Origin of the sequence: Alcaligenes sp. GCM10023179 (assembly GCF_042653705.1) — a bacterium.
Lineage (GTDB): Bacteria > Pseudomonadota > Gammaproteobacteria > Burkholderiales > Burkholderiaceae_B > Alcaligenes > Alcaligenes phenolicus.
Genome location: NZ_JBHSIQ010000002.1, coordinates 953317 through 971352, shown reverse-complemented (window position 1 = coordinate 971352; position 18036 = coordinate 953317). Strand labels below are relative to the sequence as shown.

The 18036-nt window shown below is 59.9% G+C and carries 16 protein-coding genes; all 16 read right to left on the bottom strand.

What is annotated here, in order from left to right; genetic code table 11:
- Positions 1-3 precede the first annotated feature (3 nt).
- The 16 genes from ACFPDR_RS13815 to ACFPDR_RS13740 all read right to left on the bottom strand — a co-directional run bounded on the left by ACFPDR_RS13815 (position 4) and on the right by ACFPDR_RS13740 (position 17967).
- Complete coding sequence (locus ACFPDR_RS13815) at positions 4-1401, bottom strand: YncE family protein (RefSeq protein WP_115635320.1); 1398 nt, start codon at positions 1399-1401, stop codon at positions 4-6.
- Positions 1402-1498: 97 nt separating this feature from the next.
- On the bottom strand, positions 1499-2749 hold the full coding sequence (entS, locus tag ACFPDR_RS13810) for an enterobactin transporter EntS (RefSeq protein ID WP_115635319.1): 1251 nt from the start codon (positions 2747-2749) through the stop codon (positions 1499-1501).
- A gap of 3 nt (positions 2750-2752) precedes the next feature.
- Positions 2753-6676, bottom strand: a complete 3924-nt coding sequence (locus tag ACFPDR_RS13805) for an amino acid adenylation domain-containing protein (RefSeq protein WP_376911257.1) — start codon at positions 6674-6676, stop codon at positions 2753-2755.
- 21 nt (positions 6677-6697) lie between these two features.
- A complete protein-coding gene (locus ACFPDR_RS13800; RefSeq protein WP_003804459.1) occupies positions 6698-6943 on the bottom strand; it encodes a phosphopantetheine-binding protein in 246 nt (81 codons plus the stop codon).
- Positions 6940-8586, bottom strand: coding sequence for a (2,3-dihydroxybenzoyl)adenylate synthase (locus ACFPDR_RS13795; protein WP_035268463.1), 1647 nt, complete (start codon positions 8584-8586; stop codon positions 6940-6942). The genes ACFPDR_RS13800 and ACFPDR_RS13795 overlap by 4 nt, the downstream gene beginning before the upstream one ends.
- Before the next feature lie 41 nt (positions 8587-8627).
- A complete protein-coding gene (locus ACFPDR_RS13790; RefSeq protein WP_376911256.1) occupies positions 8628-9314 on the bottom strand; it encodes a 4'-phosphopantetheinyl transferase family protein in 687 nt (228 codons plus the stop codon).
- Between the two features lies 1 nt (position 9315).
- Entirely contained in the window at positions 9316-10032 is a 717-nt protein-coding gene (locus ACFPDR_RS13785) for an ABC transporter ATP-binding protein (RefSeq protein WP_009462853.1), read from the bottom strand.
- Entirely contained in the window at positions 10029-10787 is a 759-nt protein-coding gene (locus ACFPDR_RS13780; RefSeq protein ID WP_035268459.1) for an ABC transporter ATP-binding protein, read from the bottom strand. The genes ACFPDR_RS13785 and ACFPDR_RS13780 overlap by 4 nt, the downstream gene beginning before the upstream one ends.
- Positions 10784-11722: a branched-chain amino acid ABC transporter permease gene (locus ACFPDR_RS13775; protein WP_009462849.1), complete on the bottom strand. Its 939-nt coding sequence runs from the start codon at positions 11720-11722 to the stop codon at positions 10784-10786. The genes ACFPDR_RS13780 and ACFPDR_RS13775 overlap by 4 nt, the downstream gene beginning before the upstream one ends.
- Entirely contained in the window at positions 11723-12592 is an 870-nt protein-coding gene (locus ACFPDR_RS13770; protein ID WP_035268872.1) for a branched-chain amino acid ABC transporter permease, read from the bottom strand. It abuts the gene before it with no gap.
- A gap of 8 nt (positions 12593-12600) precedes the next feature.
- Positions 12601-13803: an ABC transporter substrate-binding protein gene (locus ACFPDR_RS13765; RefSeq protein WP_257724144.1), complete on the bottom strand. Its 1203-nt coding sequence runs from the start codon at positions 13801-13803 to the stop codon at positions 12601-12603.
- 251 nt (positions 13804-14054) lie between these two features.
- Positions 14055-14516 carry a MarR family winged helix-turn-helix transcriptional regulator gene (locus ACFPDR_RS13760; protein WP_009462841.1) on the bottom strand — a complete coding sequence of 154 codons (462 nt, stop codon included), beginning with the start codon at positions 14514-14516 and terminating at the stop codon, positions 14055-14057.
- Positions 14517-14632: 116 nt separating this feature from the next.
- Complete coding sequence (locus tag ACFPDR_RS13755) at positions 14633-15409, bottom strand: ABC transporter permease (RefSeq protein ID WP_226349577.1); 777 nt, start codon at positions 15407-15409, stop codon at positions 14633-14635.
- Between the two features lie 40 nt (positions 15410-15449).
- Positions 15450-16235, bottom strand: coding sequence for an ABC transporter permease (locus tag ACFPDR_RS13750; RefSeq protein ID WP_035268452.1), 786 nt, complete (start codon positions 16233-16235; stop codon positions 15450-15452).
- Positions 16232-16996 (bottom strand): ABC transporter ATP-binding protein, encoded by a 765-nt coding sequence (locus ACFPDR_RS13745; RefSeq protein ID WP_009462836.1) that lies wholly within the window; start codon positions 16994-16996, stop codon positions 16232-16234. The genes ACFPDR_RS13750 and ACFPDR_RS13745 overlap by 4 nt, the downstream gene beginning before the upstream one ends.
- A complete protein-coding gene (locus ACFPDR_RS13740) occupies positions 16993-17967 on the bottom strand; it encodes an ABC transporter substrate-binding protein (protein ID WP_009462834.1) in 975 nt (324 codons plus the stop codon). The genes ACFPDR_RS13745 and ACFPDR_RS13740 overlap by 4 nt, the downstream gene beginning before the upstream one ends.
- Positions 17968-18036: the final 69 nt, after the last annotated feature.

Below are 18036 nucleotides of genomic sequence, written 5' to 3'. Positions count from 1 at the left end.
GGTTTACTTCAGGTGCAGGCGTGTGATGCGGTCAGCCGTCTGGTCATCCTTACCTTTGGATTTGTTGACCAGATAGGCATTGCCTTCGCCATCCAGGGAGACGTGGTTGGGGAAGCTGCCACCGTCCAGGTTGGCAACGATTTCACCCTTACCGTTCACGGCCGTCACGGTGCCCGCACCGCGGGAGGCCACGTAAGCCAGGGATGTCTTGGGATCGAAGACCACGTTCAGGGCACCGGCACCGATCTTGATGTCGTGCTGAACGGCACCGTCTTTGGCATTGATGATCAGCAGGTTGTCGCTGCCTTGGGCGGCGACGTAGACCTGGTCATTCTTGCTGTCTACCGACACACCAGCCAGACCACGTGCACCGGGCACGGGGAAGACGGTTTGAGCATTGCCGTTTTTCAGGTCAATAATGATCAGCTCGTTGGTGCTGGCGCTGACGGTGTACAGACGGTCTTTTTCAGCGTCCAGAATCAGGCTCATGCTGCCGGGCTTGTTGCGGGTCTTCGATTGCAGCTCGATCGGGTCCAGCTGAGTCAGCTTCTTGGTGTCGAATACAGCTATGGTGTTGGCGCCGGGCGAGGACACGTAGGCACGGTCTGTTTTCTCGTCTACAACCACGTCGCGTGGGTGGCTGACGACGCCGTCTTCAAACTGTTTGACCAGTTTCAGGTCTTTCTGGCTGTAGACAGCAATGGAGCTGCTGCGGGTGTTGGTGACCCAGACATTGCCTTGCTTGTCGTCCACGTCCACACCGTAAACGGCTTGAACCTGACCATCGTCACGGCCTTTTTGGGCGGCAGGTGTCACGCTGGCTTCAACCGCCAAGGTCTTGGGGTTCACTTTCACCAATTGCGACTGCTTGACGGGTGGGCGGCCCACGGCGGAAGTCACGAACAGCACTTTGTTCTTGGGGCTGTAGGCGCTTTGGTACAAGCCGGGAACCAGGTGCTGGGATTGCAGTTCGAATTTGTCCTGACCGCTCAGCTCAACTTTTGGGGACACCTTCAGATTGAAGATGTCGGCCGTCGAGGGCTTGCTGACTTGCATGACGACAGGGTGCACACCCACAGCGGCGTCAGCGGGGATGGCGATCTTGGTGCTCAGATTGCCTTCTTTGTCGGCAACCAGGGCTTGAGGGGTCAGAGAGTGACCGTTTTGCAGCAGGATCACTTCCTGGCCGGGGGTGAAACCACGGCCTGCCAGTTGGGCTTCGGAGCCTGCATAGACCACGCCAGCAGCATTCAGGGAACCGCGAAAGTCAGCATCAGGCTGGTCAAAAGCGGGGGCCGCAAAGGCATTGGCCAGGGACAGGGACAGGACGGCTGCGCTCAGGCCGGCCTTGCGCAGCAGTGCGGCAGGGGTACGGCGAATGCAATTGACATTGATTAGCATCTTTTAATCCTAAATAAAGGTTCGGTCGACAAGACGGTCCATGTAGGAGATCTTTCTACAGGCGTGCAGCAGGCGTGGGTAGAACAAAAGCGAGATGTCAGGCATTGGGCGGGCCATCCTGTTTGCTGGCCGAACGCAGGCCTTGGTTAAACACGCCGAAACCGCAAGCGACAGCGGCACAGGCCAAACCACCCACGGCTACGGCGACTGCCGGGCCTAGCAGACGGGACAGATAACCCATTTGCATATTGCCCAGGGCCTGGCCCAGGGAATATTGCGTCATCCACAAGCTGGAGACACGGCCCAACAGGTAATCGGGGGTGTGGTGCTGAACCAGCGCCATACGCATGATTTTGGAGATGGTGTCGGCAGCACCCATGATGGCCAGGCAAACCAGTGCCCACCACAGGGTCGCTTGCACGGACAGGGCTGCTACCGCCAGGCCCCAGATCAGTACGGCAATCACGATGGCGGCACCTGGGCGGGATACCTGACGGCACCAGCCACTGGACAGGGCGGCCAGCGTGGCACCCACAGCCGGAGCGGCATACAGATAGCCGGTGGCGGTGGCGCCCATTTTCAGAATGGTGTCGCCCCACTCGGGCATCAGGGCCAAAGGCGTGGCCAGAATCAGGGCAGCCAGATCAATCAGCAACAGGGCGCGCAGCAAGGGGTGGCTGGCCACAAAACCAAGGCCATCACGCAGGGATTGGAAGGCATTTTTCTGGGGCTGCTTGCCCGCTTGCGGAGGCAAGGGCGGCAGAGCACGCAAGAGTAAAGGGGTGACGATGACACCGCACAGGACAATCACGTAGCAGAAAATCAGACCAGGACCGGAGATCAGTACGCCTGCCAAGGCAGGGCCGATAATACCGCCCAACTGCATGGCCAGACCGGACAGGGCGGCCGCAGCGGCCAGCTTGTCTCGACCGACCAGTGCCGGGGTAGCGGACATCATGGCCGGGACGCTGATCCCGCCTGCCGCACCACCAATGGCAGCGGCCACATAGATCAACCAGACCTGCGGGTTGGGCAGCAGCGTATTGAGCAGGAACAGCACCACGCTGATGATGTAGACACTGCGCGACCAGACCATCAGGCTGCGCCTGTCCATGCGGTCCGACAAGACACCGCCGGCAATCAGTGCCAGCACCATGGGGGTGGCCATGGATACGTTCAGAAAGGCAACGGCCACACTGGATTTGGTCAGCTCATAAAGCTGCACGCTGGCAGCCACCATCAACATGCCGGTGACCAGCACCGTGGCGGCCCGAGCGAAGTAGGCAAAGCGGAAGGCTCGACTTTCGATTAGTGGCGAGATATCCAGAAAGAAACGTCTTACAGACATGGCTTATACATCGAGTTCAGGTTGGGCTTGTGCCTGTTCGGCAAAAGCCATGGCCGAGTCCATCAGCGGGGCCATGATGGCCACGGCTTCAGTACCGGTCAAATGCGCGTGCAAGGAGGCAATGTCATGCACGTCTAGTTGCCCTGCATAGGGCTTCCACAAATCGGGATGCAATTGTGTGCCGGCGTGATCCAGCGCCGCGCGGAAATAAAGCATGGGGCCGTCATAGACGTGATGCTCGTACAGGCGCACCAGGCGGTTATTGTTCTCCACCACCTGAAATACGCTGTCCAGACGCGTGTCGGGCAGCTCGGCCAGCGGGTGACCGCTGTGCTTGAGGAAGTCCACCACACCCTGACGGGTCAGGGAAACGTCGGGCAAGCTGTCTGGGTCGTGGCCCGCAATATGCAGCAGCGCCTTGTAGATGGCATTGGGCTCGGGGGCCGGTTCGTTACGCCACGCGTCGCTGGGATAGGCGTCCAGCAAGGACAACATGCCTACCAGTTGACCGCGACGACGCAGCTCCACGGCCATGGCCTGAGCAATAATGCCGCCCACGGACCAGCCTGCCAGATGGTAGGGGCCTTGTGCTTGAACTTGCTCGATACGATCCACATACACCTTGGCCATGGCATCCAGGCTGCCATCCAGACCCAACGAGGCGTCAGACAGCACACTGGCTTGCAAGCCATAAACAGCGCGGCCAGCAGGCAGGTGACGTGCCAGTGCCCCATAGCACCAGGACAAACCACCGGCCGGGTGAACCACAAACAGCGCGGGCTGGTCGTTCAGCCCCGGACGCAAGGCGATGATGGGACCAAAACCATCGGCTGCTGCGCTGCCAGACTGATCCAGATGTTTGGCCAGACGGGCAATAGTGGGGTATTCAAAAATAGTGCCAATTGATACGGCCTGACCGCGTGCTTCGCGCAGTATCAAGGCCAGTTTGGCAGCTAGCAGCGAGTGTCCGCCCAGGGCGAAGAAGTCGTCGTCGGCGTAAAACGCTTCGCTGCTTTCCAGCACGGTGGCGAAAGCGGCGGCAATTTGGTGCTGAGTGGCACCGTCCAGCGGCAAGCCAGCCGAACGTGCCTGCAAGGCAGGGACGGGCAGGGCCTTGCGATCCAGCTTGCCGTTGGCCGTCACCGGCAGGGCATCCAGGCTGATCCAGGCGCTGGGCACCATGTAGGACGGCAAGTGCTCGCCTACATAAGCGGCCAGCGTGTTGTCCGTGCACTGGCTGCCTGCTTGCGGTACCCAGTAAGCCACAATCGCCATTTGACCGGGTATGTCTTCACGGGCAATCACGGCTACGTGGGCCACATCGGGGTGACGCGCCAGCAAGGCTTCAATTTCACCCAGCTCGATACGTTGACCGCGCAGCTTGATCTGGTGATCGGAGCGGCCCAGGAAAATAACCGCGCCATCTTCACGCCAGCGGGCCACATCGCCAGTGGCGTACATGCGGTCGCCATGCAGGGCGTAAGGGTCGGGCACAAAGCGTTCTTCAGTCAGGTCCGGGCGGCCCCAGTAGCCTTGCGCCAACTGTCGGCCAGCCAGGTAAAGATGACCGGCCACGCCGGGCGGTACAGGTTGCAACTGCTCGTCCAGAATGTACAGGGCGGTGTTCCATACGGGGAAACCGATGGGCACAGGCTGCGATTGGTCATCTCGCGACGCAGGCCAGTAGGACACGTCCACGGCGGCTTCGGTTGGGCCGTACAGATTGTGCAGCTCGGCGTTCAGCAGAGAATGGAAGCGGTCGCGGGTAGCGGCCGACAGTTCTTCACCACTGCAAAACACCAGACGCGGAGCCAGTCCACGAGCGGCAGGCTCATCCAGGAAGGCGCTGAGCATGGAGGGCACAAAGTGCAGCACTGTGATGCTTTGTTCGCGCATCAGGCGGGCAATATGAGCCGGATCGCGGTGCGCTTGTGGTGGGGCGACGACCAAGGTTGCACCTGACAGGAAGGGCAGGAAGAACTCCCACACCGACACGTCAAACGTGGCCGGGGTTTTCTGCAAAATTCGATCACCGGCACCAATGCTGTAGTGCGTTTGCATCCATACCAGACGATTGACGATGGCGTCGTGGTTAACCAGCACGCCTTTGGGTGTGCCGGTAGAGCCGGAGGTGTAGATCAGGTAGGAAGGATCGTGCGGACCGGCGGCGGCCCAGTCTGGGGCACTGCAGGTTTGTTCAGGCTGCGGGACCAGCAAAGAGGCATTGAGCGTGCAACCGGGCTGGCCGACCAGCAGTCGCGGTTGAGCGGCCTGCAAGATGGTGTTCAGGCGATCGGCAGGCTGGTCCAGATCCAGCGGCAAGTAGGCAGCACCAGCACGGTGAATAGCCAGCAAGGACAGCACCAGCTCCAGCGAACGAGGCAGGGCCACGGCGACAATATCGCCGGTCTGCACACCGGCCAGACGCAGTTGCGCGGCCAGATTGGCGGTTTGTTCGTTGATCTGGGCGTAGCTGAGCTTCTTGCCCTCAAATTCCAGGCCACTTTGTTCCGGGTGAGCCTGCAACTGGGCGTGGATCAGTGCCCATAGCGTTGTTTCAGGGACCGGGTGAGCAGTCTGGTTGACGGTCTCAATCCAGTGGTGGTGTTCGGCATCCGTCAAGGTCGGCACGGCAGACAGGGTTTCAGCCTGCAAAGCGCGCAGCAGGAACTGCTCCAGACGGACCAGATGGGTTTGAATCTGTGCGTCGGTGTACAGACGCGGGTTGGCTTCCACTTCCAGACGCAAGCCACTGGCATCGGGTTGGGCGCGGAAGGTGAAGTTCAAGTCTTCCACGGGGCCAGCGCACAGCACGGTCTGGCTGGCGGTCAGGCCCGCTTGTTCGTAGGGCGCATCGAACGGCAGCACGTTGATGATGGGGCCGTGCAGGCGGCGCATGCCACCCAGCAAACCCAGATCACGGCGCAGTTGTTCACTACGGTAGCGGCCATGACGACGTGCCTGACGCAGAGCCTTGGAAACTTGGATCAGGTACTGATTCAAGGGCTGGGATTCGTCGATCTGCAAACGCAGCGGAGCCACGTTCATGACGGTGGAGACGATACGGGCACTGATATGGCCCAGACGGCCCATCCAGGGCACGCCCACCGTGCATTCGTCCTGGCGGGTGTGACGGCGCACATAGGCGGCGGTCAGGCCCGTCAGAATGTCTGGCCAGCTGATGTCGCTGCTTTGTGCCAATGCTTGCAGGCTGGCTGTCAGTTCGGGCTTGACGGCGCTGCGTGCCAGCAGGAAATGATGGTCGCTCAAAGCCTGGGATTCGCTCAGGCTTTGGGCGGGTTCTGCATCGCTTAATGTGTCCAGCCAGAACTGTCTGTCCTTGCTGCGGCGCTCGCTACTCCGATAGTTTTGATCGTCATCCTGCAAAAGGGTGAACGATTCCAGCTCATGCCCATGATCTTCACGGCCACTTAGGAGGGCCTTGTAGAGCTTGACCACTCGCGTCTCGATCAGTGCCATGCCATAGCCGTCAGCGGCCAGATGATGGATACGCTGATACCAAAGATGGTGCTTGGGCCCCAGTACAAACAGGATGTGCCGTGCCAGTGGCGCAACGGTTGGGTCCAGCGGTGTGCGCAGGTCCGCCATCAGCTGGGCTTGGGCTTGTTCGGCCCCGTCTGCGTGGGCAGACAGGTCCACAATTTCCAGTTGAATGGGCTCTTGCGGGCGCAGGTACTGGGCCGGGCCGTCGGGCGTGTCCACCATGCGCAAGGTCAAGGCATCGGCTTCGGTCAGCGTCAGATTGATGGCTTGCGCAAACAGCGCGGTGTCCAGCGCCGAATGGATATGCGTGCAGTGCCCGGTATTGAAAATCGGGTTGAGCGGGTCCAAACGCTGGGCGTACCACAGACCTTCTTGTGCTTCGGTCAGGGGGCGCAATGGCAGTTCGGAAGGGGAGCTAAACATAAGCGTGTTGCAGTAAGAAAATCAACGGCCGTTTTGTTGGGCGCGTTCGATCAGGGACCACCACTGGCCCAAGGTGACCACCGAGGCCATCTCGGAAAACTCGATAGGAGCGCCAGCTTCGCGCCAGCGGGTGGCCAGGGTCATGACGCGCATGGAGTCCAGACCCAGGTCGATCAGATTGTCATCATCCAGAATGTCCTGGGGGTCTTCATGCAGCATGGCGGCAATATCTGCGCGCATGCGTTCCAGGGTAAGTGCAGTGCTCATGATTGTTCTTGCGTTGTGTTTTCGAGTTGTTCGCGCAGTTGGGCGCGCAATTCCTTGCGGCTGATCTTCAGGGCCGCAGTTTCCATGAAACGGTCCACAAACACGATTTGATCCGGCACTTTGAAGTCGGCCAGACCGCGGCTGCGTATCCATTTCTTCAGTTCAATCGCGCGGGGCTTGTCATCCTTGGGGATGATGAAAGCGCAGCTGCGCTCGCCCAGAAACTCGTCGGGCACCGATACCACGGCAGCATCAAACACCTGCGGGTGAGCCAGCAGATGATCTTCAATTTCCTCGGCGGAGATTTTTTCGCCAGCGCGGTTGATGTGGTCAGTGGCACGGCCCTGAACCATCAAGTAGCCTTCGGGCGTCATGCGTACCACGTCGCCTGTGCGATAGAAGCCGTCCTCGGTAAAGGAGCGGGCATTGGCCGCGGGGTTGTTGTGGTAGGCACGGATCGTGTAAGGACCCCGTGTCAGCAGATAGCCGGTTTCCCCAGGGGCGACCGGATTGCCGTTGTCGTCCACGATCAGGATTTCATCGTCCGGGCTGATGGGACGGCCCTGTGTGTTGATGATGGTGTCCTCGGGATCGTCCAGGCGGGTGTAGTTCACCAGACCTTCGGCCATGCCGAACACCTGCTGCAAGGTCACACCCAGAGTGGGACGTACGCGCTTGGCCGCTTCGGCGTTCAATTTGGCACCACCCACCTGGATTACTTTCAACGAATCCAGCTTGGCATCGGTCTTGGTGGCTGCATCCATCCACAGCATCAGCAGCGGGGGGACCAGACTGGTGTCGGTTACGCCTTCGCGCTCGATCAGCTCAAAGCAAACGTCCGGGCTGGGGGCGGGGCTCAGCACCACTTTGGCTCCGGCGTACAGTGCACCCAGAAAACCGGGTGAACTCATGGGGAAGTTGTGGGCAATGGGCAAAGCGCCCAGAAACACACTGTTCTCGTCCAGTCCGGCAATCTTGGCGCTCTCGCGCAAGGTGTAGATGTAGTCGTCGTGCGTGCGGGGGATCAGCTTGGACAAGCCGGTGCTGCCCCCCGAGATTTGCAGGAACGCCACTTCGGAAGGCTGGGCCGCCGATACGGGTACGTCTACATTGGCAGCGCTGCTTTGCAACTGGGCCAGGGACGTAAATTCTTGTGCGTCGCCCACGATGTAAACCTGCTCGACCTGTGGGCAGCGTTCACGCAGTTCGCGCACCAAAGGCAGGTAGTCAAAACCGGCATGAGCGTCCACACCAATATAGGCGCGCGCTTGAGCAGTATTGGCAAAGTGTTCGACTTCGGTGATGCGGTGCGCAGGCAGGACGTACACGGGCAAAAGACCGGCACGGAACAGGCCAAAGATCACACTGACAAACTCAGGGATGTTGGGCAGGTGCACCAGGACGCGGTCGCCCTTGCGCAGACCGGCTTGCAGCAGGCCCGCCGCGATCTGACTGGCGTACTGGTCCAGCGCGCCATAGGTCCAGCGCTGGGTGCCGCCAACAATGGCTTCGCGTTCCGGGTGGTTTTGCGCGCGCGTGCGCAGCAAAGCGCCAAAAGTTTCCCCTTGCCAGTGTCCAGCATCGCGGTATCGCTGGGCAAAAGCGTCAGGCCAAATTTGTTCAACAGGAATAGATTTCATCATGGTAATGAGAACTATTACATAAATAAGTAGGCTTGTCAGATTTACTCGTGCTCAGTCAGCTTGGTGTCAGGCAGTTGAGCGCTGTCCAAAAAGCTGACTGTCCACGGAGCAAAGGGGGTGTTCAGGCAGATGGCGGCGGCATAGTTTTCCACCGGCCGGTGACTGTGCACCACCAAACCTTGCAAGATGGGATGGGGGGATTGTACGGTGCATCCATGATCTGGGTGACCGTCCAAGGATAATTCTTGAGGCTGAATATGAAAACCCGTGCCTGCATGTTTCAGGGCGGCCTCTTTGCCACACCAAAGCGCGTAGAAGTCCAGATCGCTCTTTAGCCAGGAACGCTCGGACGGCACACTGCAATGTTCGACCAGCCCTGGTTTGACGGGCAGGCGCATGGCCTCGATGTCTACGCCTATAGTTCGGTTGGCAATTCCAATCAGCACTCGCTCGCCGCTGTGCGACAGGCTAAAGTGCAGATCGGCATCGTCCAGATCCAGCACGGGCTTGCCATGTTCCAGATGGGCGATAGGAACAGCGCGTGGCGTGCAGCCCAGCAAGGGCGCCAGAAAATGGCGCAGCGCACCGTGGGCCAGCAGGCTTAAATGCTGGTCCGACTGCTGTCTGCGACGGGCAATCACCGCCAAGGTGTGGTCGGGAACCTGGTTTCGTAACCAGGATTCCATACCGTCGGGCAAGGGAAGCGACAAACTGTATACAGACAGCATGTCAAAGTCCCAAATGGCGTTGCAAAAGGGCGGCGTCCTGGCGCAGTTGCTCGGCAGGGCCGTCATACACCAGTTGACCATTACCCAATAACAAAGCGCGTTCGGCCAACTGCAGAGCCAGACTTAAATTCTGTTCGGCGATCAGTACGGTAATGCCTTGCTCGTTCAGCGTTTGCAGCTGCGGCAGCAAGGTGTCCTGAATCGTCATGGGAGCCAGGCCTTCGCTGGGTTCGTCCAGAACAATAATGGAGGACTGCGTCAGCAGCGCACGGGCCAGTGCCAGCAATTGTCGTTCGCCACCGCTCAAGGCGGAGCAGGAGGACTGGCGGCGTTCGTACAGGCGCGGCATGGCTTCGTAGATACTGTTCAGCGTCCAACGATCATCCGAGCGCGGACGTCGTGCCAGCCCGGCCAAACGCAGGCTTTCCTGCACGGTCAGCGTTGGGAAACGGCCCCGGCCTTGTGGCACCAAAGCCATGCCCAGCAGGGCGATTTTGTGCGTGGGCCAACCTGCAATGTTTTTCCCGTGCACATTGATTTGTCCGCTCCACTGCGGGCCCATATTGAACAGGCAGTGCAGCAGGCTGGTTTTTCCGGCGCCGTTGCGGCCCAGCAGGGCCACACTTTGCCCGGCGGGGATATCCAGCGAAATTTCTTGCAGAATGTCGGCACGGTCGTAGCGTGCATGCAGGCCGGAGATGTTCAGCGCTGTGCTCATGCCGCCTCCAAAGCCAGTTCGCCCAGATAGGCCTGACGCGCGCCTTCGTGCTGGCGCACGGCGTCCGGGGTGTCGCAGGTCAACAAGGTGCCCGATGACAGCACGGCAATCCGGTCACATTCCTGGAAAACAATATCAATGTCATGGCTGATCAGCAGCACGGCACATTGGCCGCGCATGGCGTGGACCAATGCCATGACTTCACGCGATTCGGACTCGGACAGACCAGCGGTAGGCTCGTCCAGCAAGAGCACGCGGGGTTGCTGCGCCAGGGCGATCAGCAAATCCAGAATGCGCTGCTCTCCATAGGACAGGGATCGACCCAGCACATGGCCCCGGCCGGCCAGGGCACTATGTTCCAGCAATGCTTCGGCTGCTTCTTGGCTGGCAGCGCGGGCGGCCTTGCGGCCCCACCAGTGGTAGGCGCAATCTTTTTTGATGCGCACGGCCAGAGCCAGGTTTTGCAGCAGGGTCAGTTCAGGAAAAATACGGCTGGTCTGAAAGCTGCGCACCATGCCTTGTTTGGCGCGTTCAATCGGGCCCAGACTGCGCAGGTCCTTGCCTTCCAGGAAGACCTGACCGCTGGAAGGAGAGGCCAGACCACTGATGATGTTGAACAGCGTGGTTTTACCTGCGCCATTGGGGCCAATCAGCCCCAGGGTTTCGCCCGCACGCAGCTCCAGGCTGACGTCCGTCAGGATATCCAGACCGCCTACATGCAAGGCCAGTTCGCGAGTGCTTAATAAAACGCTCATGCAGACCTCTTGCGTCGTTCTGCCAGACCATTGGGCATGAACAGAACTGTCAGCACAAAGATCAAACCTACCAGTAACTGCCAACGATCCGTGTAGGAGCTCAGGTAGGTCTGGGCAAACAGATAGAAGGTGGCCCCAATAAATGCGCCGCGCCAGGTGCGTATGCCACCGATCACACCCATGATGATGAGCGTGGCCGAGAAGCTCCAATGCACTTGTTGCGGGCTGACGTACTGATTCGCAAAGGGATACAGGCCGCCAGCAGCACCTGCTACCGCACCTGCAATCATGAAGGTGTAAAGGCGGATACGCCATGCCTGATAACCCAGGGCGGCCATGCGCAAGGGCTGATCGCGCAGACCGGTCAAGGCCAGCCCGATTGGGGCGCGGCTGAAAGAACGCAGCAGCAACCAGCAGATGACCGCCAGCGCCAGGGCCAGAATCATCAGGGTGTAAGGGGCGCTCAAGGGCAGATCGCCCAGGCTCAGACGCGGGAAACCGCGCAGGCCATCGGCACCGCCCGTGACATCACGCCAGCGAAATGCAACTTCCCAGATCAATTGCCCGGCGACCAGCGTAGCCACCATGAAAAACAGCTCGGAACTGCGCAGGCTGATCAGCGCCATCAATATGGATAGCAGGGTGCCCGCCCCAATGCCCACCAGCAGCATCAGCGGCAGGGACGCGCCCCAATACTGGCTGCTGACAGCGGTGGCATAGGCGGCAAAGCCAAAGACGGCACCGTGGCCCAGGGATACCAGACCGCCGTAACCTATCAGGAGATTGACGCTAAGGACTGCGCAAGCAATCAGCAGGGCTTCGGTGCCAAAGCGCCACAAGAAGGCGTCGCCCCAGAAATAGCTGCTCAGCAAGACCAGGCAAGCCAGAGCAGGCCAAAGTCCAGTGCGCAGCAGGCAGGTGTTGAGCTTGTTCATTTAAACCTGACGCGTAGCGGATTTGCTCAAGCCATTGGGCCAGCAAAGCAGAAGGCCCAGCATGACGGCCAGGGTGGCGGCATTGGCAAAGGCTGGAACCCAGACGCGGGCAAAGGTGGTGACGAAACCCAGAATCAGCGCGCACAGCAAGGTGCCGCGTACCGAGTTCAAGCCGCCAATAACCACCACCAGCAAGGCCAGCAAGAGGATTTCTTCATCCAGACCGGGGTAAACCGACAGCATGCCAGCGCCCAGGGCGCCGCCCAAACCGGCCAGTCCGGCGGCCAGCGCCATGCCGATGGCAAACAGGCGACGCGAGTTCAAGCCCAGGGTTTCGACAATCTGGGCGTCCTGCACGCAAGCGCGAATGGCGGCACCCCACAGGGTGCGATCCAGCAGGAACCAGAACAGCAAGGCCAGCGTCAGGCCGGTGACGATCAGGAACAGACGATAGGTGGGGAAGGGCAGGCCCATGATCCACACACCGCCCCGCAGCACTTGCGGCAGCATGGGCGAGAGCGTGTCGGCGCTGAAGCCCCAGCGCATCAAATCCGCCAGAATGACGGACAGGCCGTAGGTCAGCAGCACTTGCATCAAGTGGGTGCGCTGGTAGAACTGGCGAAAGGGGAAGCGGTCCAGCAACAGGCCCATCAGCCCGCACAGTGCGAAAGCGGCGGGAAAGGCCAGCCACCAGGGCGCGCCGGATGCCAGCCACTGGACGCTGATATAGCCGCCCAGCAGGAAAAAAGAGCCGTGTGTCAGGTTGATGAAGTTCATCAGGCTGAGCACTAAAGACAGCCCCAGCCCCGCCAACATCAGCAGTGCTGAGAAGGACAGGGCATTGAGGATTTGAAGCAGAAAATAAGACAAGGTGGAGCTCAAGAACGCGGGCCGGGGTCCTGGATACGCTGGTAAGTGTGGACCACCGTGTTAAAGGGGCGACCTTGCGCGTCTTTTTCCACCCGGTTGACGTAAATATCCAGAATGGACTGGTTATTGCGCGGGTCAAAAGCCATGGGGCCAAAGGCGGTGTTGATAGGCTTGTCCAGCAGGGCCTGTTTGAAGGCCGCCTTGTTGGACAGATCACCCTTGACCGCGTCCAGACCGGCCTTGATGACCTGGCCGGTCACGTAACCGGAGGTGCTGGCTTCGCCGGGAAAACGGCCACGGCTGGCCTGGTAAGCAGCCACAAAGTCCTGGGCAGCCGGAGCGCCGGGCGATTGATGGAAGGTACTGACGCCACCTAAAGCAGCTTCGCCCACAGCGGTAATCACGTCTTCCTGATCGAACAGGGCACCGGGGCCCACGATCTGGATCTTGCCGTGCAGTTGGTAGTCCTGCATTTGCTGGTGGAAACGCACAGCGTCGGCACCGGCCAGGAAGGTGTAGACAAACTTGGGGTTGCTGGCAGCCAGATTCATCAGGATGGGCGCGAAGTCGGGCGTACCCAGGGGTGTCCAGATGCGCTCGCCCAGCGTGCCGCCTTGTTCCTGATAAGTATTGGCGAAGTCTTCAATGTATTCGCGGCCAGCGGTGTAGTCCGAACCCAGCGTGATGCCGCCGGATTTTTCAATGTGCTCGAAGGCCCACAAGGCGCCGGTGTGGCCCAGCATCCAGCTGGTTTTGGTGGGGCGGAATACGTAGGGGCTGGCTGCTTCACGAGCCAGGCCATTGGCAGCGGCATTGGAAATGAAGGTAGGCAGTTGCGCATCGTGCACGATGTCACGAATGGCCAGTGCGATATTGGCGCTGATGACACCGCCCAGAACGTCGATCTTGTCGCGCTCGATCAGCTTGCGCACTTTACGGATGGCTTCGTCCGGTTTGCCGTGGTCGTCTTCTACCAGCAACTGCACCTTGCGCCCGCCCATCTCGTAATTGCACTGTTGCAGCATCAACTCCAGACCGGCGCGCATGCTTTCGCCCAAGGAGGCGAAGGGGCCGGACAAGGATGTCAGCAGGGCAATTTTCAGGGGACCGTCTTGGGCGCGAAGCAGGCGGGGAACGCCAAACAGCAAAGGGCTGGCTGCGGCAGCCAGCAAAAGCTGGCGACGTCCAGCACGGGTAGGGGAGAGAGTCACGAGATCTTATTTTCCGTAAGAAAGCCAAGCTTGCCTGGCAGGACATCTCAGGCAGGAGGCTGCGCTACTAAATGTTAATCATTATCATTTTATGGTCTTTCCTGACGTAAATAAAGGCTCATACCCTTGAATGTCCATTTCGTGCGTGGGTCTTTAAAGGCAACGCGCCCCGATTGGGGGCGGATTCAGGGTGATAACGGCATGAAAACGGCCACGCGGACGCTTTATAAAAAAGCACAGGGGCGGGCTATTTAGCGCGCATCTCCATTGATATTGGCGCGAATGCGGTTCAGGAACTGGCGCAACTGGGTCAGTTCTTCCGCCGAAAAGCCCTGGATGGCGCGGTGATGAATGTCCAGAGCCGCGGGCAGAACACGCAGAAAGTGCTGGCGACCTTGCTCATGCAGATGGATCAGTACACGGCGCTGGTCCAGCGGGTCGGGCTGGCGGGACAGGTGGCCCGCGTTTTCCATTACCACCAGGGCGCGCGACAAGGTGGTTTGATCCACGTCGGTATATTGCGCCAGGGTGCTGACGCCCAGACCGTCGGTTTCGTTCAGAAATGCCAGCACGCGCCAGTGCAGCAAGGTCAGTTCATGGCTGCGCAGCAAGGTTTGAAAGTCAGCATTTAAGGCCGAGGTGCTGCGATTGAGCAGATAGGGGATAAACGTATCGTGCCCGGTATAGGCGTCAGTCAGAGTACGGCTGGCCATAGTGAAGCGGCTTCCTTGATGCAAAAAAAAAGCAGGCTACTCGTTCAGAGTGATTGAGTGAGCCTGCGAAAGCCCGGCCAGCGCTGCCATTGGCCGGGCAAGTGGTTGGTTCAGTATCAGTTCGTATGATCCACTTTGCGCTGCAAAGCGGCAATCGTCAGGTTCAGTGCGAAGCCCAGCACACAGATCCAGACCAAGGGTACAAACATATCAATCGTGCGGTAGCTGCGTGCGGCGGCGGTCAGCATATGGCCCAGACCGTCGGTGGAGGCAATCATCTCGGCCAGAAAGACCACCACGCAGGCAATGACGCCTGCCACCCGTACACCGGCCAGCACGGTCGGGCTGATGGCGGGCAAAATGATTTTCCACAGGCAGGCGCTGCGAGATGTCCCGGCGGCACGCGCCGACCAGATCAGCTTGCGGTCCACCGTTTGCGCAGCCACCCAACTGGCCATCAGCACAGGGAAAATCGCATCCGAGACCACCAGAGCGATTTTCGATGAGCTTTCAAACCCCATGATCAGGATTAGTGCCGGGTAAAGGGCGATCTTGGGGATAGGGGCCAGCAGACGGATCAGGGCATCCAGCAGAAACGAACTCCAGCGCGTCAGCTGTGCAATCAGCGCCAGGGCCACACCGGCCACACAGGCAATCAGCAAACCACTGATCAGGCGGTAGACGGTGATGCCCAGGTTCTGCCAGAAGTCCGCCTGACCGGCCAGTTCCAATACACGCATCAGAATGGAAGAGGGGGCAGGCAGCAACTGCGGGCTGACCCAGCCCGAGCGGGTGCACAGCTCCCAGACAATCAGCATCAGGGCCGGACTGATGCATAAAGACAGTCCCGACAAATCCCGGCGTTTGGCCGGGCGGGTTTGAGTAGAACGCATAGCTTGTCCCGGTGAGGCTAAGGTTTTGGTGGTCATAGCGTCATCCTTTGTCCATCAGGCTCTGGGTCGAGTCATGCCAGTGTGTGCAGCGTTTGCGGACAAACTCGAACAGCGCATCGCAGGCAATGCCCAGCACGGCCAGTAGCATGATGACGGCATACACCGTGGAGTACTGCGCCATATCCATGGAGGTGAACAGCAGATTGCCTATACCTTCCTGACGCGCAATCATCTCGGAGGACACCATCACGATCAGGGCCATGACCACCCCGACCCGGCAGCCAATCATGACTTCCGGCAAGGAGGCGGGCAGAACAATTTTGCCCAGACGGGCAATGGGCCCCATGCCCATGGACTGGGCGACCCAGATCAGCTTGGGCTCGATGCGGGTTGCGCCGTGATAGCTGTGATAGAGCAAAGGCAGGGACACGCCCAGCGCAATAACCAGGATCTTGGAGAAATCCCCCAGACCGAACCACAGCATCAAGATCGGCATCAAGGCCGCTTTGGGCATGGGATAGGCCAGGGCCACCAGAGGATAGAAAGCGGTATAGACCAGGCGGCTGCGGCCCATGGCCAGACCCAGGGGGACGGCCACGACCAGTGCCAGGGCATAACCGGCAAACATGCGGCCAACCGACTGCAGGATTGCCGACCAGGCCATCGGGTCGCTGATCAGGGCAGGCAGTTCGCCCAAGGCCGCCCAAGGGCTGGGGAAGGAATCCAGCCCTACCCAACGGGCCAGCCCTGCCCAGGCCAGCAGCACCAGAATGGCCGCCATGACCAAGGAGGCCCAGCGATGTTCATACCAGTGCTGTGGCGTCATGGGTGGGCCTCCGCCATCAAGGATTGCTCCAGACGAATAATGGTTTCCTGATAGACCGGATTGCGCAGCAGCTCGCTACGGACGCGGGGGCGGGGCAAGTCAATCTCCACCACCTCCTTGATACGGCCGGGCGAGCCAGTCATGACAATCACGGTATCGGACAGGAAGACGGCCTCGTCCACGCCGTGCGTCACAAAGACCACGGTGTTGCGTAACTGCTCCCACAAGCTGAGCAGTTCCGTTTGCAGGGTGACGCGCGTGTGGGCATCCAGCGCCCCGAAGGGCTCGTCCATCAGCAGGATGTCCGGCTCATAGGCCAGGGTGCGGGCGATGGCCGCACGCTGACGCATACCGCCGGACAGTTCACGTGGATAGAAGGAGGCGTAAGGCCCCAGCTTGACCTTGTCCAGCCATTCGCTGGCGCGCTGTTCGGCCTGGTCCTTGGGCATGCCTTGTTCGCGCATGCCGTAGGCCACGTTTCCCAGCACGGTTTTCCAGGGGAACAGGGCGTACTCCTGAAACACCGGGCCCCGGTCCGGGCCTGGGCCGGTAATGGGCTTGCCCTTGACGCGGATCTGGCCGCTGGAGCAGGACTCAAAGCCCCCTAACATATAGAGGAGGGTGCTTTTGCCGCAACCGCTGGGTCCCAGAATAGACACGAATCGCCCTGCCGGAATGCTCAGGGCGATGTCTTGCAGGGCCGTATGGCTGCGGCCCTGCCGGGTGTTAAAGGTTTTACCGACACCATCCAGTTCAATCATGGTGTTGCCTCGCGTAAATCAGCCCGATAGAAGTCCTGCACGTTCAAGGCTTTTTTCAGGAAACCCGCCTTGTGATAGCGGTCGTAGGTGCCCTGGATGGATTCCAGATTAGGCTGCATGTCCGGGACGCGGGCAAAGTCCTTGTCGGTGAACAGGTACTGGGCCAGCAAGTCCTTGGGCGCACGGGTAATTTGTGCGGTGACTTCTACGGCCAGTGCAGGATCTTTGCTGAGCATGCCCATGGCTGTTTTCAAGTCCTGCACATAGGCGCGCACCACTTCGGGATTGGCGTCGCTATAGGATTTGCTGCAGGCTTCGAAAATCTGTACGGATGGGCTGGCCACTTCGGACAGGGAGAACAGTTTGCGTAAACCGCCTTTCTTCTCGTTCAGCAGGGCAAAGGGCTGGGCCATGGGACCGGCATCAATGCGGCCACTGCGAATGGCGTCGGCCGCAGGGGGAAAGCCGGTTTCGACGATTTTCACGTCCTTGTCCGGGTCGATACCGTTTTGGCGCAGCCACAGCAGCATGTCGAAGTACACACCGGCTCCATAAGCATTGGTGCCAATGACCTTGCCTTTCAGGTCCGCCGCGGTCTTGATCGGGCTGTCTTCCTTCACGGCCCAGTAGACGGAGAAGTGATCATCGTCCGAGTGCACGTGCTGGGCCACGATATAGGCTTCCAGACCGCTTTCAATAGCGCCATTGGCCAGCGACATGGGGGCCATGGTGGAGCATTCCAGAACGCCAGCGCGCATGGCCTGCACCATGGGCGAGGTGCCCTGGAACTGAGTCCACTGGATTTGATATTTCTTGCCCAGTTGCGGGAACAGCTCGGGGCGCTTGGCCATCAGGTATTTGGCTTCCTCGCCCGGAATGGTCCAGCCTACCCGCAAGGTGGGGACTTCCTGAGCCTGGCTCAGACCGTGACAGCTCATCAGGGCAAACAGCAACGCAGCGGTTTTCTTCATCGCAGGGCCGTCCCAAGATGAAGAGCGCCCTCTTGGAGGGCAGCAAGACGAAGGCGCAGCGTGGGAGTC